Genomic DNA, 16,164 nt, shown 5'->3' with positions numbered 1-16,164 from the left:
GTAAAATTAACAAAAATAGATGAACGAAAACCGTATAAGTTCTATGCTTCTAGCTGTTCCTGTAGCTTTACACATTCCATAGCTTCTTTTACATCGTGTACCCGCAGTATCTTGGCACCTTTGTGTAATGCTAACATGTGTAAAGCCGTAGTTCCGTTCAGTGCCTGTTCTGGAGTTTTTTCCAACAGCTTGTAGATCATGGATTTTCTGCTTAGACCAACCAATACGGGATGGTCTATTATTTTAAAAAGGTCGAGTTTATTGAGTAAAGTATAATTTTGGGCTAAGGTTTTAGCAAACCCGAACCCCGGGTCAATAATGATATCTTTTATGCCTAATGCTTTCGCCGTCGCTAATCGTTCTGAAAAGAAGAATAGAATATCATTGAGTAAATCGTCATATACGGTTTGCTTCTGCATGGTTTTTGAGTTCCCTCTCATGTGCATCATAATATAGGGTGCTTTTAGTTCAGCGACGGTGGGCAGCAAAGCTTCATCCTTTAGGCCTGCCGAAATATCGTTTACTATGGCAGCCCCACGTTCTACACATGCGCGAGCAACGGCCCCTCTAAAGGTATCAATAGAAAGTAATGTTTCAGGAAAACGTTTCATTATGACTTCTACTACAGGTAGTATTCGTTTTAATTCCAGCGTTTCTGAAACAAAAGGAGCCCCAGGCCTAGAACTGTAGGCACCAACATCTATAAAGGTTGCTCCTTCCGTTAGCATTTTTTCTACATGTTTTAATATCCTGTGCTCATTTTTAAACTTTCCGCCATCATAAAATGAGTCTGGAGTAACATTTAAAATACCCATAATTTTGGGTGTTGAAAGGTTGATTAGATTGCCATTACAATTGATGGTCATATATTGGTTTATGATGATTTTGTTGTAAATCCTAAGTTTGAACCCTCTGTTTTGATGGTTACGAAATTTTAAGCGAAATTTACACAAATTAGAAAGAATTACATGCGAAACACGGTAGCGGAGTATGATGCAGTTATAAACATATGCAAGGAGTTGTACCAAAAGAAAATGTTGGATTATGGTGCTGCTTGGCGTATTCTAAGATTACCATCTCTTACAGACCAGATCTTTATAAAGGCGCAACGTATTAGGGGTTTACAGGAAAACGAGGTCCATAAGGTAGATGAAGATGAAAAATCAGAGTTCATAGGTATTATTAATTATGCGATAATGGCTTTGATTCAGTTAGAACTAGGTGTTGCGGAACAGCCCGATTTAGAACCTGAGAAGGCTATGGCGCTTTACGAGAAACATTGCGAAATCACAAAGCAATTGATGCTTGATAAAAATCACGATTACGGAGAGGCGTGGCGCGACATGCGCGTAAGTTCCTTAACGGATTTGATACTTCAAAAATTATTACGCGTAAAGACTATCGAGAATAACAAGGGAAAAACTTTAGTGAGTGAAGGTATAGACGCTAATTATCAAGATATGGTCAATTATGCCGTATTTGCACTGATTCACTTGAAAGTAGGACAAAATCTAAGCTAGAGTATGAGGTATATTGTTGGAGTAGTTCGGATTTTTGTCGGTATTCTTTTCATTATTAGCGGATTCATAAAGTTAAATGACCCTGTAGGTTTTTCTTTTAAGTTAGAGGAATACTTTAGTCAAGGTGTGCTGGATTTACCGGTCTTTGTTCCTTATGCACTGGCCATATCAATCATCGTAGTGATTTTAGAGGTCCTTTTAGGTGTATTCTTAATTGTGGGTTTTAAGGTTAAATTTACGCTTTGGAGTCTTTTGGGCATGATCGTGTTCTTTACATTTCTCACGTTTTACTCCGCTTATTTTAATAAGGTTACTGATTGCGGTTGTTTTGGAGATGCCATAAAATTGACGCCATGGGAATCCTTCACAAAGGATATCATTTTATTGGCCCTTATTCTATTGCTGTTTTTTGGTAAAAAGTATATCGCACCTTTGTTCAGGCCATTTCTGGGCAAAGCTTTGATTGGGCTGTCTCTGCTTTTTTGCATTATTTACGTCAACCATGTTTTAAACCATTTACCAGTAATAGATTTTAGGCCTTATGAAATAGGAAAAAATATCGAGGATGGTATGGGCGTTCCTGAAGGCGCACCAAAAGCTATCTTTGAATATTCATGGAAATTCAATGTAAACGGGAAAGAGGAAATTTATGTCACCAATGGTGATTATCCTACCGTTGATGGCGAATTCATAGGCGTAGAAACGGAAGAAATTCAGAAAGGATATGAACCACCCGTTCATGATTTCACCATTGAGCAGAACGGTGAAGACTTTGCAGGTCAGTTGCTTCAAGAGCCTAAATTGCTGATGATCGTAGCTTATGATTTAAGAAAATCCGATTTGGATGCTTTCAAAGAAGTAAAGCGTATTACCGATAAGGCTTTAGAAAATGGTTATAAGGTGATAGGGATGTCTGCTTCAGGGCCTGACCAAACCGATGCTCTTGTCGCTAATAATAATCTTGGATTTCAGTTTTATTTTACGGATGAAACCACACTAAAGACCATAGTTAGGTCTAATCCTGGTGCCTTGGTATTGGAAAAAGGAACTATTGAACAAAAAGTACATTACAACGATTTAGACGAATTGGTTTTTAACTAGAAACAGAATTAAAATAATAAAAATGAGAAGTAAAATTGTAGCTGGAAATTGGAAAATGAATAAGAATTTGGACGAGACGGAAGCCCTTTTATCTGCCTTGGCCGCCAAATTACCAGATACCGTCGCTGAGGTAATGGTTGCGCCTACCTATATCAACCTGACCGCTGCAGTACGCAATCTGGAATCATCAAAAATTGAGGTCATTGCACAGAATATGCATTTTGCGGAAAGCGGGGCCTATACTGGAGAAATTTCTGCGGATATGCTTTTAAATGTCGGTATCAATACAGCCATAATAGGTCACTCGGAAAGAAGAGCTTATTTTGGTGAAACTGACGAAATTTTAGCTAAGAAAGTGACTACTGCTCTAGAGAAAGGTATCAGAGTAATGTTCTGTTTTGGAGAAGAGTTGGAAGATCGCAAGTCCGGAAATCACTTTGCTGTGGTAGAAAGTCAATTGAAGAACGCATTATTCTCTTTAGAGACTTCGGCATGGAGTAAAATTATTTTAGCTTACGAGCCGGTTTGGGCCATCGGAACAGGAGAAACGGCGTCTCCGCAACAAGCTCAGGAAATGCATGCATTTATCCGTAAAACCATAGGAGAGGCCTTTGATACCGGTGTAGCCGATAAAGTGTCTATACTCTATGGCGGTAGTGTAAAGCCAGGAAACGCTGAGGAAATTTTTTCTAAGCCAGATGTAGACGGAGGTCTTATTGGCGGTGCGTCTTTGGTTGCGGATGATTTTGTCGCAATCATCAAAGCTATTTAAAAAGTACAAATTCAGTAGTTGTTCCTTTAGGAGGTTTAAGGGTATGTTTTCATACCCTTTTCAATGTAATAAAAATGGAGAATTCTGTCTATATAGAGTATAAATTTCGAATAGCACCCTTGCAACCCGCGTCCGATATTTTAGTCGCTGAGCTTGGTGAAGTAGGATTTGAAAGTTTTGTGGAGAATGAAACAGGTGTTCTTGCTTACATTCAAAAACAAGAATGGTCTGCGGATATTCTTGATGATGTCACTATCCTAGATAACCCCAATTTTAAAATAACACATGCGATTCAAGAAATTGAACAGGAGAATTGGAACGCCACCTGGGAGCAGAATTTTGAACCCATTTTAGTGGAGGGTGACTGTATGATTAGAGCTCCATTTCATGAAAAATCCAGTGCCACTTACGATATCGTAATTGAACCTAAAATGAGTTTTGGTACGGGACACCATGAAACCACCCATATGATGGTTCAGCATCTTCTAGAATTAGACCTGGTAAGTAGGGCAGTACTGGACATGGGGAGTGGAACAGGTGTTTTGGCGATACTATCCGCTTTAAAAGGTGCAACGGTCGTTGATGCCATAGATATTGATAATTGGTGTTATTTGAACGCAATGGAAAATGTAAAGCGCAACAAGGTTAGTTTTATAGCGGTATATGAAGGTGATGCCAGTCTGTTAAAAAATCAGGAGTACGACTTGATAATTGCGAACATCAACAGAAACATTTTACTAGAAGATATACCTAAATATGTAAGATGCCTTAAACAAGAAGGCATACTCTTGCTGAGCGGGTTTTATTTGGAGGATTTGGATTTGGTCAATAAAAAGTGTTCGGAACAAGGTTTGCAATTTGAAAAAAACTTCGAAAAAAATAAATGGGTTGCAGCAAAATATGTATTTTAGGGTATAAGAAAAAGAATTGTGATGAGCACTAAAGAAAAAATTTCCGAAGAGCTACTTGTAGAGGAAGAGACCGTAAGGCAGAATGAAATTGTTCTCTTCAATGACGATGTCAATACTTTTGACCACGTCATCGAGACCTTGATGTCAGTCTGTGAACATACACCGGAACAGGCAGAGCAATGCTCTTTGATTGTTCATTATAAAGGCAAGTGCACTGTCAAAACAGGGGAGTACAATGACTTGGAGCCACGATGTTCTCGCTTGTTACAGGCCGGTCTGAGTGCAGAATTAGTCTAAAAATTAGATTAGAGTTTCATTGTTGCTTATATTTAGCTAAACTCATAGTATAGCTAAGTTTTGCGTTCGTTATTCCTTGTAGTATTTATTTTTTGCTGTAATTGCGTCTATTCGCAAGCACTCCCTCCTATACAGAACTTTACACCCCTGGATTATAACGGAGAGAATCAAAATTGGGGTATTACCCAAGGAGAGGATGGTCACATATATGTAGCTAACAACCATAATTTATTGGAGTACGATGGTGTACGCTGGAATATTTATAAATCACCTAACGCGTCGGTTTTTCGGTCTATAGATGCCAAGGGGTCCTTGCTGTTTACAGGTCAATATTTAGAATTTGGATTTTGGGAAAGAGACGACTTTGGGAATTTGAATTATACCTCCATATCCAAGCAGCTTAAAGAACCTATGCTCGAGGATGAGGAGTTTTGGAATATCGTAACGGTAGAAGACTGGGTGTTGTTTCAATCATTGGATAGAATTTATAGCTATAATATTCAAACCAAGGAATTTGAAATATTAGAAGCTGAATCTAACAAGGCTCATATTTTTAAAGTAGAAGGTACGGTATACTTTCAAAATCAAAATGAAGGTATTTATAGGATTCGGAACGGTAAACCTATATTGGTTGTTGATGATTCTACCATTAAAGGTAGAGGTGTAGTGGGTATTTATAAAACAGACGATTATCTCACCTTGGTTCTAGATGATGCGCAGATACTTCATGTAAGTGAAAAAGAGAGTGTGGTATCCAGTATTTCTGCAACGAACGATTTAAAAGGGCTAAATGTATATTGTACGGCACAACTCAAGGACGGTTCTCTTGTTCTAGGAACAATTTCCAAGGGAATTTTTCAAATCAGTAGTACGGGGCAACTTATTAGAAGAATAAACCAGCGTAAAGGTCTTAACAACAATACGGTCTTAGCGGTTTTTCAAGATGTGGATGATAATCTCTGGTTAGGTCTTGATAATGGTTTAAGCATAATAAATCTTAATTCACCTTTCAATGAATATGTGGATAATCTTGGTCGTTTGGGTCTAGTATATACATCAAAATCATTTGACAATAACCTTTATTTAGGTACCAATCAAGGACTTTTTGTTAAGCCAGAAAACACCGAGGACGACTTTAAAATGATAGCCGGTACCGATGGCCAAGTTTGGAGTTTGAGGGCTATTGATAATATTCTTTTTTGTGGTCACAACAAAGGTACCTTTCTTATTGAGAATGAAAACGCACGTTTAATTTCCAAACTACCAGGTACATGGGATATGAAAGCTATCAATGAAAGTGCCGAGGTAATTCTTCAGGGAAATTACGATGGGTTATCTACCCTAAAAAAGGAAAATGGGAATTGGATTTTTGGTAGTAAGATTTCCGGATTCGATATTTCAAGTAGATTTTTTGAAATTCTAGATGACGGGAAAATACTGGTCAATCATGAATACAAGGGGTTATACGAACTTACTGTCGATTCCACTTTTCGCAAAGTACTTCATTCTGAAACACATCCAATAATGGGACATGGTTCTAGTATTTTGGAATATCAGAATAAACTTATTTATGCATCTTTGGATGCAGCTTTTAGAAAAGAGGAAGATAGTTTGGTCTTCAAGCCAGATACGACCCTTATCAGAATGTTGTTCACTGAGGAAGGTGGTGTAACAAGTGCTCTGATACCGGATAAAAAAGCCAATAGGTTTTGGTGCTTTACTAAAAAAGGACTCACCTATATTGTTCCAAGTGCCTTCAACAGCACCTTGAAAGCGCAGACCATACCAATCCCAACTTTTTTTCGTAAAAGTTTGGGGGTCTTGGGTTTTGAAAATCTTACTGGAATCAAAGATGAAAAATATCTAATTGGCATTTCTAATGGTTATGTAGAGTTAGATGTAGCCAAAGTGAAAGAATCTGTGCATCGTATAAAAATCAACCAAGTCAGTAATCGGTTAGGAATAGAGGAGACCTCCAGAATGTCCCTATCCTCAACGCAGCTATTGCCACATAATCAAAATTCTGTTTCTTTTTATTATGCAGTACCGCAGTATGATAAGTTCAGTGAGGTATTTTATCAATATCGTCTACTTGGGTTGTATGATGAATGGAGTCCATGGGGCAACTTACCGGAGATGTCGTTCAACAACTTAGCGTATGGTACTTACGAATTTCAAGTAAGGGCTAAAGTGGGTAATTCTATTTCAGAAAATATGGCGTCGTATACGTTTCAGATAGAGCGACCTTGGTATTGGTCTAGATTGGCAATAATCCTATATTTCATCGGTTTAATGGTTGTTCTTTTTGGCGTACACAGATTATATAAATCGTACTACTCCAAAAAACAAAAAAGAATTCTGAATATTGAGAAAAAGAAATCGAAGCGGAAAAAACTCAAGGCCGAGAAAGAACTGATTGAAGTAAGGAACGATAAATTAAAGAGTGAGATTGAAGCTAAGAATCGTGAACTGGCCGTAGCCACAATGAGTATGATTAAGAAGAATGAATTTTTGAACGCCATAAAACACGAGCTCACCAAGATTGAAAGTACTGCGGAAATTAAGAGTGTAATTAGGACTATTGACAAAAGCATAACGAATGAAGACGATTGGAAATTTTTTGAAAAAGCGTTTAATAATGCGGATAAGGAGTTTTTAAAAAAGATAAGAAATATCCATCCAGCGCTTTCGCCAAATGATTTAAAGCTTTGCGCCTACCTAAGATTAAATTTGACCTCTAAAGAAATAGCACCCTTACTAAATATTTCTGTTCGTAGCGTTGAGGTAAAACGCTATCGATTGCGTAAGAAATTGGATTTATCTCATGAAAGTAGTCTTACCAAATATATTATGGAGTTATAAACACTACAACAAGATTGAAAATAACCACAACATTACCCATACAATGTTCTATTTTGAGGTAAACCATTAGCTTTTTGTATTCTTGTCAACGACACGTTTTTACTTGTGAAATTGCTTATATGGTATTTTTAGTTCATTTTTTTTGAATTGTATGTTTTTTGTAGTGGTAGTTTTTGCGAATTCTTCTATTTACTTTTCTAATTTGCATCATGATATTAGGAAGCCTTCTTCGTAGGTTCTGCTTAATGTGAAATAAAAACTAAACTAAAATCAATTTCAAATGAAAAAGAATTTTGCAACTTTTATCTTTAGTATGTTGAGCATAATTGCGGTTGTCGTTTCTTGTAAGAACGATGACGATATTATGTTGCAGGGTATAATTCCAGAAAACTTGGTAGTAGATACTAACGTCTCAACAAACGGATCAGGTGTAGTGGAAATTACACCAAGTGCGGACAATGCGGTTACGTTTATCGTAAGTTTTGAGCCAGATGCTGCTAATGTCGTCGTAGGTAGAGGCGAGACCGCTACTTACAAGTACACTATGACAGGGCAATCTAGCTACGATATCACGGTTACTGCATACAGTATTGGTGGTGGTAAAATTAGTTCTACTGTTACCGTTAATCTCGAAGTAAGTCCCCAGATAGATCCTGAGGTACTTCAAAACTTAGCAGGTGCTGGTTCTAAGAGATGGGTTTGGGCTCAAACGACTGGTGGGCATTTCGGGGTTGGTCCAACAACAGGTGATTTTCCCGAGTTTTTTAGTGCTACACCAAACTCATTGAACCCTTGTTTATATGACGACGTTCTAGTTTTCAGCTTTGATGACAATGGTACTTTGACCTATACCCTTGACCCAGGAGCGGACGGCCAAGTTTTTGTAAACTGGACAGAGGTAAACCGATTCTTCCCTGAGGCAAGTCCAGAACAATTTGTAGATGAATGTAGGGATATAAGTGCGCAGGCTAGCTTTCAAAGTGAGTTTAACGTTACAGATAATGTTGATGGTACACGCACTCTTAGTGTAGGGGATAGCTTCCTTAGTTATTGGGCGGTAATTTCCGGAGAATATCAAATTACGGAACTTACAGAAAATAAATTAACCGTAAGGGGAATAAGTCAACCGTTTAATGGTGACGATCCACTAGCCTGGTACAGTACTTTTGTTCCCGAAGGAGACACTAGTGGTGGTGAGCCATTAGTATCGGTTTTCTCTAATCTGGTATGGTCGGACGAGTTTGATGCTGACGGTGCTCCAGATCCTGCAAATTGGACCTATGACCTTGGTAATGGTGATAACGGATGGGGAAATGGTGAGTTACAATCCTACACGGACGATGCTTCAAATGTTATTGTTGAAGGAGGTAATCTAAAGATTACTGCGCGCACTGAGGCTTCTAATGGGCAGGGTATTTATTATTTTGATGACTTACAGTTATTTAATGCGGGAGGTGCTAGCCAAAGTGTAATCCAAGATTTTGAAGGTGCTGCGCCCGCTTTTACTGATTTTGGAGGTGCTTTCTCCGCTGTAATAGCCAATCCTGACGCAAGTGGTTTGAATACGTCGGCCACGGTGGCACAGACTACAAAACCGCAGGGTTCCGAAACTTTTGCCGCATCATTCTTCGATGTCACTACGGCAATAGATATCCCCGCTAATCCTGAAATAAGACTTAAAACGTGGTCCCCGATAGCTAATGCCGTTGTGAGGATAAAATTGGAGGATTCTTCCAATGGAGATAACTTTGCAGAAGTTGATGCTATGACGACCGTTGCAGGTGCATGGGAAGAGTTAACTTTTGATTTTAGTGGTGCCGGAGCTTTTAATTATGATAGAGTTGTAATATTCTTTGATTTTGGTAACCCAGGAACGGCTGGTGCCGGATTCTCCTCTGCTAGAATAAAAACGGAAGGATTACAGGAGTTTACGTACGGAAGGGTGGCCGCTAGAGCCAAACTACCCACTGGAGGCGGTACTTGGCCTGCCATTTGGATGTTAGGAGGAGATTACCTGACAAACCCTTGGCCAGCAGCGGGTGAAATGGATATTATGGAGCACGTAGGCAATCAACAAGACATTGTATTTGCCTCCACACATGATCCAAATAACTTTGGTGGTAATGCTAGAACAGGTTCTACATTGGTTGAGGGTGCATCCGAGGATTTCCATCTGTACGAAATGGAATGGACGGAAACAGAAATTAAATTTGCCGTGGATGGTATAGTTTACCATACCGTGAGCAATGACGGCACCTTACCGTTCAATAAAGATTTCTTCTTTATTCTGAACGTTGCCATGGGAGGAAATTTTGGCGGTACCGTTGATCCTGCCTTCACAGAATCTAGCATGGAAATAGATTATATAAGAATGTACCAGTAGTATATTTGTTAATATTGCAGATTTGAGGGCCAGTATTCGTTACTGGCCTTTTTTATTTTAGGTAAACCGTAAATACCTATATCTGTCTTACCTTTTTTCTCCTTCGGTATTAAGAGTCTATTTACGGTAATGATATATAACACGTAGATGTTATCAATTTTAGAAAAATCTAATACTCCCAGATGTAAGGTGGAAGTTATTTTTAGGCTAACTAGTGCTTTATGGTAAATTCTGGCGTTGTAAGTGCCAGAAGGGGTAGTCGATGGGTTAAGATTGGCTTTCTCCGGAGTAGCCATTCTAAGTACCCTTATAACTAGATACTTAATGCGCAATTATAGCATTATTGAAGATAGTGCCAATGAAATAGGGTGCAACTAGAGGAAAGAAAAGCATGATTTCATTGCACAACAATATCTGTAGTTGTGGTTAAGAGTATGGGCAGTTAAAGTCAAATTATCTTTAGCATGGCCATTCGTTGAGTCGAGATGTTCGTTCGTCCGAAATGGGAGGATACGAACCCCTATAAAAACTAGTACTTTTATTATTTTAAAACGATAGTTGACGCATTAATTTGGTGAAAGTCAAAATAACTTATGGTCGCATAGTTCTCTTTAGTGTGGTAATTTTTCTCTTACTAGTCCGTAAGCAAAGGTTCCCAACATCGCTGCCGCAATAACTATGAGAATAGGAAATACGCCAGCACCTATTAGGATGTACATTGGTCCAGGACAAGCTCCTGCCAATGCCCAACCTAAACCAAAAATTGTACCCCCTAGAATATAACGTGCTATGCTCTTGTTTTTTGGAGCTAGGGCTATAGGGTTGCCTTCAATACTTTTTACCTTGAATCGCTTTATAAAGAAAAGCCCAATGATTCCGAGTGTTACTGCCGAACCTATGATGCCATACATGTGAAAGGATTGAAATTTGAACATTTCAAAAATACGGTACCAAGAAACAGCTTCAGATTTCACAAGAACAATCCCGAAGAATATACCGACCAAAAGGAATTTTAAAAATTTCATATTAAAATAATAAAGGGAGAATAAAATGTGTCATGATCAAACCTCCGATGAAAAAGCCTATTACCGCTATCAAGGAGGGGAGCTGAAGATTACTTAATCCCGTAATGGCATGACCGGAAGTACAACCCCCGGCGTATCTAGTTCCAAAACCTACCAAGAACCCCGCAATAATTAATATACACATACCTTTAAAGGTTAAAACGGCGTTCCATCCATATATTTCATTAGGTAATAATGTATGTCCGGCTGCATTAAAATTCATTTCAGCCAAGTCGGTAATGGTTTCTTCACTCAATTGAATTGGGGTGCCATCAGATAGAAATTGTGTTGCTATAAATCCGCCAACGATAGCTCCAAGTACCATAACTAGATTCCATCGCTGCGCTTTCCAATCAAACTGAAAAAAGGTGGCGTATTTCCCAGCTCCTGATAAGGTGCAAAGTGTCCTGAGATTGGAAGACATACCAAAAGTCTTACCAAAATAAACCAAAGTTAGTAATATGATGGCGATAAGAGGCCCAGAGACAAACCAAGGCCATGGTTGCAGCAGATATTCCATAGAATATTAATTTAATATTCCGGAAAGGTCATTAAACTTTTTGAAACAACAAAATGTAAGGAGGTTGGATATACCGGCCTACATGACATATAGATACATGATAATAAACGCCATAGCAAAACAAAAGAACACAAAGAAAGATAGAAAGTGCTCTAATACAAAGCCAATAAACTTGTTAATCTTCTGGTATATAGTTCTGGTTGACATAATTATTACCTGTTGATTTCATAACCATTGAAAGTTAAAGATCAACTGAAATAATAGTTTGTCATAAAAAAAGGGATAAAAGGATGCTATAAGGGGTAATTGGTAAGGATATAGAGGAAAGGTCGATAACAGGTTTAAAATCTTGGTCAAATGGAAAGACCTCTTACAGGATAAGAGGTCTTGTTTTATAGATTACGTGTAAATTGAAATTTACGGCATAATACAAAAAAGGGTATTATAATTCGTGTAAAAGTCTAAATGAATTTAAACTAATGGAACGCCATTTAGACGTTTTTCAATTTTCTTCTTTTTTTCCGTAACACGTTTCATTACGTCCATAAGGTTAGAATCCTTCGTTTCCTTGTATATCTCGTTAATACTTAATATTAATGCCTTAGCTTCTCTAGATGCTTCCACTCTATCACTAGTGGACATGTTGCTCATCTTCCGCTTAATAAATTCCTCAGCTTTATCCAATAACTCCATTGATGTTTTTTTTCAAAGTTAATATAAAATTCAAATTACGCAACTCTTTGGCAATTGTATCTAACTATAGTGCAATTAGATTCATCCATTTATGAATAATTTAACTAAAAAAGCGGTAAAATTTGAGCTAATGGGCCTTTGAAAGAAAATTTACGACTTTAAAGGACATCATTATTGATAAGTACGCTGAAAACCATAAAGGATAACAAAGAAAAAGCCGAAAGAATTAACTTTCGACTTTCTCCATCCTAACCTAACCATCACACTAGATTGTCTATTTATTGAGCTTGTATTTCCACTCTTACAATGTTATAACCACCTCTTGGGTCCTGCAACCAAACTACACCTGGTCCGCTAGAAATAGTTCCTTTTCCAAACTGCACATCGTTAAGTTCGTTAACTCTTCTAATAGTCGTGTTTGCATCTGTCGGGCCTTCATTCGCAGCAGATTGTCTTGGAGCTTGGTAAATTCCAAAACCAACAGCTTCATCAATTTCTGTGCCTGCATCATATAAATATGATTTTTCACTGGCTCCGAATCCTGAGACAGGGTTTCCATTTACGTCAAATAAAGGGTATCCTGCATTATTGTACGAGACAAACCAGTCGTTCGTTGCTACGAACATTGTAGAAAACCCAAATTTAAAGTTCTGTCCTTGGGGAACTTCCAACGTAAAAGTTAAATCTTCTCCTGGACCAACAGGCGTGGTTTCTTCACTGGCTGCTACTGGTAGCCCCAGGCTTTCTAGGTAAGAAATGGCTATAGCGTTGTTCCCATCCTCTGCAAGTTCCTCTAAGCCGTTTGCTGGATTATTACTTTCGCCTTGCAAAACCAATGGGTCTTTTTCTCCGTTAAAGGCATAAACCAAACCTGGGGAGAAAACACTTAAAGAAGATGCCAAACGTAGAGGAGCTCCTTGAGAACCTGTTTCCTTGAACCAGTTGTACAAAGGCATTGGATTGCCATCTTCTGCAATTGCTTCTAGACCAACTCCTCTGTCCTCTTCACCTAAAGTGAACAAAGGATTTGCCAGTGCGTGCAGAACTACGATCCCTGGAGTAACCACAAAATTGGTGGCTTTTTTGGTAATCGTTAGCGTAAATGTACCTGCTGCACTACCATCACCTGGTGTATAATCCAATATTGCAGTTATATAGAAATCACCTCTGTTTCCATTTCTGTCAACAACCCTAGTCAAAGGATTAGCATCTGCTGGTCCTACATTGGCACCTGCTGGCGGGAATGTGGCAGAGTCGTTATCCGCTTCTGTACCAAGGTCAAAAAGTATCAATTGATCAGCAATATCTACTCCATTAAGCGCACTGCCATTTTGCCATAAATCTATTCCGTTGAAATCCTCAGGGGCCAAGAACCAATCATTACTATTGCCCATCATTGTTACCGGAGTGAATTTTGTTCCAGGCACCGCTTGAAACTCTATTTGATACTGACCACCTTCTGTAGTCAAAGGACCTGGAGCAGATGCCCCAACGGGAGTAGTAAATGTATGTACATTAAGATAATTGGTAACGTTGCTGATTTTAACATTAAATACCGTTGTCTTTGCGGCAGCGTCATTAGCCTCCCCCAATGAAGGTATAGCTTCTGCTGACCAATCTGAAGCAGCATCGCCTTCACCATCATATTCTATACTCGCTGATAAACCAACTGTTGGCACAAAATCACCAGTATTCCATATACCGGCATCGGCTGCAACATTTTCACGTGCGCTTCCGGCAGCTCCCCATTGTACGAAATCTACTATGGCATCCGAACTTGTAAATGAATTAGTAGAGTAAAGTCCTAATCCACCTTGGGTATCTGGCATTTCAAAAGGTAATACAAGGAATTCTCCTGCCTGTAGTTCTATAGTACCGGTTTTAGGTGTTAAGTTCCCAATCTGTGCATAACCACCTGGACCTAAACATAACCAGTATCCACTAAGATCAAGAGCAACATCACCGTTATTAAAGATTTCAACGTAGTTAAGGTTACCGTACTGTACCTCGTTCAAAACAATAGATTGTTTCATTTGCTCAGGCATGGTAAGAACGTTTTCTGCACCAAAGGTAACGGTGCTGGTTTCTGACCAATTGGCAACTCCATTTCCATCACCGTCATATATAATAGTATTGTTAGCATCCCCTAAAACAGGGACAAAGTCACCGGCAGTCCATAATCCTGCTTCTACGGCAACGTTTTCACGCGCATTTCCTGCAGCTCCCCATTGTACGAAATCTACCATGGCGTTAGCATTGGTGAACTGGTCTGCTGAATAAAGACCTAAACCACCGCTCTGGGCTGGTAAATCGTAAGTAAGGGTTGCAAAGGCTCCGGGAGCAAGATTTAAACTACCTTCTACTTCTAGGTTAGCTATTTGTGCATAAGCTCCAGGTCCTAGACATATATAATGACTTCCTAAATCTGCCGTAGCATTACCATTGTTTAAAATCTCAATTTTGTTACCCTGGTAAGCTACTTCATTTATTACAAAGGAAGCTTGGCCGGTAACCTCTGGACCATTGGTTTCTGGAATATCTACAACAGTGTCGTCTTCCGAGCAACCTACTGCTAAAAGTGATAAAGCCATTAATTTGATAAAGTTCTGTTTCATGATAATTTGTTTTAATTTTTATATTTTAATTTCAATTATTTTGATGGGACAAATTAACCGTGAAATGAAGCGTTGATAACTATAAATGTTGGTGAAGATGAAATTTCAGCCTTAAAACGGAATTAGAGGCAAATCCTATGAGCTTAATGTTTACTAGGTCTCACGAAGCATATCGTTATAATAGACTAATAAACTATCTTTGGATTCGTAAAAATGATTCAAAAGCTTAATAGGGGGGTGAAATCTATTCAGTTCTCATAAAAAACCTAAAGCCTAAGACTGCTTAATGAGAAAAGACAGACTTTATTTATATACATTTTTAGCAATTTCAATACTCTTCGTAATTATCGGAGGTATCTCTGCAAAATATTATGTTGCGCTCAGTGCAGAGCAGATGTTAAATACCCAATTGGTATCCAGTAAGAGAGAAGCAAAGGAGGTAGCCTCATTGATCGGTGATCAATTTTCAAATGGAATAGCAAAGCAGGAGATTAAGCAAAATACGCAGAGGAGTATTCAAAACACAAATGATGATAACAGCTTCATCAGTATACTGGATTGGTCCGGCAAAATTATTTCTCATCCTGATAGAACATTGGTTGACACCATGCTCCCTCAAGAGGCTTCTTCTGGTTTTACGATGAATAAAGAAATAAGCGCAGAAAATTTCTATGAACTAATTCTAAATGCCACTCCTGACCAAACGGATGTATTGGTTCTTAATCCCGTACCAAATTCAGATTGGATAATTGCTGCTTATGCCAATACTGGTAAAATAAGCAATGAGATTAAGACGGTAAGGAACAGATTTTATGTGATTTTCGGAATCATGGGTTTTGTAATGGTACTCACAAGTGTTTTTACAGTAAGGTTAATAGGTAGTCTCTATGAAAAAAAATTAGAAATTAAGAATGAAACTTTAGAAACCGAGATAATTAACCTAGCAAAACTTAACAGTGATTTAAGTGATTACCAGAATAGGGTAAACCAAGACATTACCCAAGTACAGGAAAGTCTAGAAACAGAAGAGCAGGCCAAAGAGACCAATATTATAGAAGATGCCGTAACGGAAAAGAGTAAAATGAGAATTCTTACCTATCTAAGAAATGAGCTACGCTCTATTGCCACCGAAGAGATCGCTTATATTTATACAGAACATACGATTACCTATGTGGTAGATTTTCAAGGAAAAAAATCTACTACAAATTCAAGTTTAGACGAGTTATATTCCGGTCTTAATGATAGTTATTTCTACAGGGCCAACAGACAGTTTATTATAGCCATATCTGCCATTCAAAAAATTATACGCTACGGTAATAACCAATTAAAAATTGTTGTAGACCCTAGTTCGGAAATAGATATAATAATAGGAAAGAATAAAGCGGCCGAATTTAAGCAATGGTTAAACCTGTAATATAATTGACAC

Annotated in this window: 14 protein-coding genes; 8 read left to right on the top strand and 6 right to left on the bottom strand. The window is 38.3% G+C overall.

Annotation, left to right across the window (positions count from 1 at the left end):
* Nucleotides 1–41 precede the first annotated feature (41 nt).
* Nucleotides 42–866 (bottom strand): dihydropteroate synthase, encoded by an 825-nt coding sequence (gene folP, locus EJ994_RS08550; protein ID WP_126592072.1) that lies wholly within the window; start codon nt 864–866, stop codon nt 42–44.
* Nucleotides 867–968: 102 nt separating this feature from the next.
* Between folP and EJ994_RS08545 the strand changes: the two genes are divergently transcribed.
* The 7 genes from EJ994_RS08545 to EJ994_RS17600 all read left to right on the top strand — a co-directional run bounded on the left by EJ994_RS08545 (nt 969) and on the right by EJ994_RS17600 (nt 9,846).
* Nucleotides 969–1,520 (top strand): DUF1599 domain-containing protein, encoded by a 552-nt coding sequence (locus tag EJ994_RS08545; RefSeq protein WP_126592071.1) that lies wholly within the window; start codon nt 969–971, stop codon nt 1,518–1,520.
* Between the two features lie 3 nt (nt 1,521–1,523).
* Nucleotides 1,524–2,621 carry a BT_3928 family protein gene (locus EJ994_RS08540; protein WP_126592070.1) on the top strand — a complete coding sequence of 366 codons (1,098 nt, stop codon included), beginning with the start codon at nt 1,524–1,526 and terminating at the stop codon, nt 2,619–2,621.
* A 22-nt stretch (nt 2,622–2,643) separates the two neighbouring features.
* Nucleotides 2,644–3,393 carry a triose-phosphate isomerase gene (gene tpiA, locus EJ994_RS08535; RefSeq protein WP_126592069.1) on the top strand — a complete coding sequence of 250 codons (750 nt, stop codon included), beginning with the start codon at nt 2,644–2,646 and terminating at the stop codon, nt 3,391–3,393.
* Between the two features lie 74 nt (nt 3,394–3,467).
* On the top strand, nt 3,468–4,304 hold the full coding sequence (prmA, locus tag EJ994_RS08530; RefSeq protein ID WP_126592068.1) for a 50S ribosomal protein L11 methyltransferase: 837 nt from the start codon (nt 3,468–3,470) through the stop codon (nt 4,302–4,304).
* A gap of 21 nt (nt 4,305–4,325) precedes the next feature.
* On the top strand, nt 4,326–4,601 hold the full coding sequence (locus EJ994_RS08525) for an ATP-dependent Clp protease adaptor ClpS (protein ID WP_099572822.1): 276 nt from the start codon (nt 4,326–4,328) through the stop codon (nt 4,599–4,601).
* Nucleotides 4,602–4,661: 60 nt separating this feature from the next.
* Nucleotides 4,662–7,463 carry a triple tyrosine motif-containing protein gene (locus EJ994_RS08520; RefSeq protein WP_126592067.1) on the top strand — a complete coding sequence of 934 codons (2,802 nt, stop codon included), beginning with the start codon at nt 4,662–4,664 and terminating at the stop codon, nt 7,461–7,463.
* Between the two features lie 280 nt (nt 7,464–7,743).
* Complete coding sequence (locus EJ994_RS17600) at nt 7,744–9,846, top strand: family 16 glycosylhydrolase (protein ID WP_241240883.1); 2,103 nt, start codon at nt 7,744–7,746, stop codon at nt 9,844–9,846.
* Nucleotides 9,847–9,854: 8 nt separating this feature from the next.
* Here the strand turns inward: EJ994_RS17600 and EJ994_RS08510 are convergent, their stop codons facing one another.
* The 5 genes from EJ994_RS08510 to EJ994_RS08490 all read right to left on the bottom strand — a co-directional run bounded on the left by EJ994_RS08510 (nt 9,855) and on the right by EJ994_RS08490 (nt 14,738).
* Complete coding sequence (locus tag EJ994_RS08510) at nt 9,855–10,142, bottom strand: hypothetical protein (protein WP_126592066.1); 288 nt, start codon at nt 10,140–10,142, stop codon at nt 9,855–9,857.
* 315 nt (nt 10,143–10,457) lie between these two features.
* Nucleotides 10,458–10,871 carry a DUF6691 family protein gene (locus tag EJ994_RS08505; RefSeq protein ID WP_126592065.1) on the bottom strand — a complete coding sequence of 138 codons (414 nt, stop codon included), beginning with the start codon at nt 10,869–10,871 and terminating at the stop codon, nt 10,458–10,460.
* 1 nt (nt 10,872) lies between these two features.
* Complete coding sequence (locus tag EJ994_RS08500) at nt 10,873–11,430, bottom strand: YeeE/YedE family protein (RefSeq protein ID WP_126592064.1); 558 nt, start codon at nt 11,428–11,430, stop codon at nt 10,873–10,875.
* Nucleotides 11,431–11,901: 471 nt separating this feature from the next.
* Nucleotides 11,902–12,123 (bottom strand): hypothetical protein, encoded by a 222-nt coding sequence (locus EJ994_RS08495; protein ID WP_099572828.1) that lies wholly within the window; start codon nt 12,121–12,123, stop codon nt 11,902–11,904.
* 278 nt (nt 12,124–12,401) lie between these two features.
* Nucleotides 12,402–14,738 carry a spondin domain-containing protein gene (locus tag EJ994_RS08490; RefSeq protein ID WP_126592063.1) on the bottom strand — a complete coding sequence of 779 codons (2,337 nt, stop codon included), beginning with the start codon at nt 14,736–14,738 and terminating at the stop codon, nt 12,402–12,404.
* A 286-nt stretch (nt 14,739–15,024) separates the two neighbouring features.
* Between EJ994_RS08490 and EJ994_RS08485 the strand changes: the two genes are divergently transcribed.
* A complete protein-coding gene (locus EJ994_RS08485; RefSeq protein ID WP_126592062.1) occupies nt 15,025–16,152 on the top strand; it encodes a LytTR family transcriptional regulator in 1,128 nt (375 codons plus the stop codon).
* Nucleotides 16,153–16,164: the final 12 nt, after the last annotated feature.

This window comes from Maribacter sp. MJ134 (genome assembly GCF_003970695.1).
Taxonomy (GTDB): Bacteria; Bacteroidota; Bacteroidia; order Flavobacteriales; family Flavobacteriaceae; genus Maribacter.
Note: the sequence above shows the minus strand (reverse complement) of the source record. Positions and strands in the feature narration are given on the sequence as shown.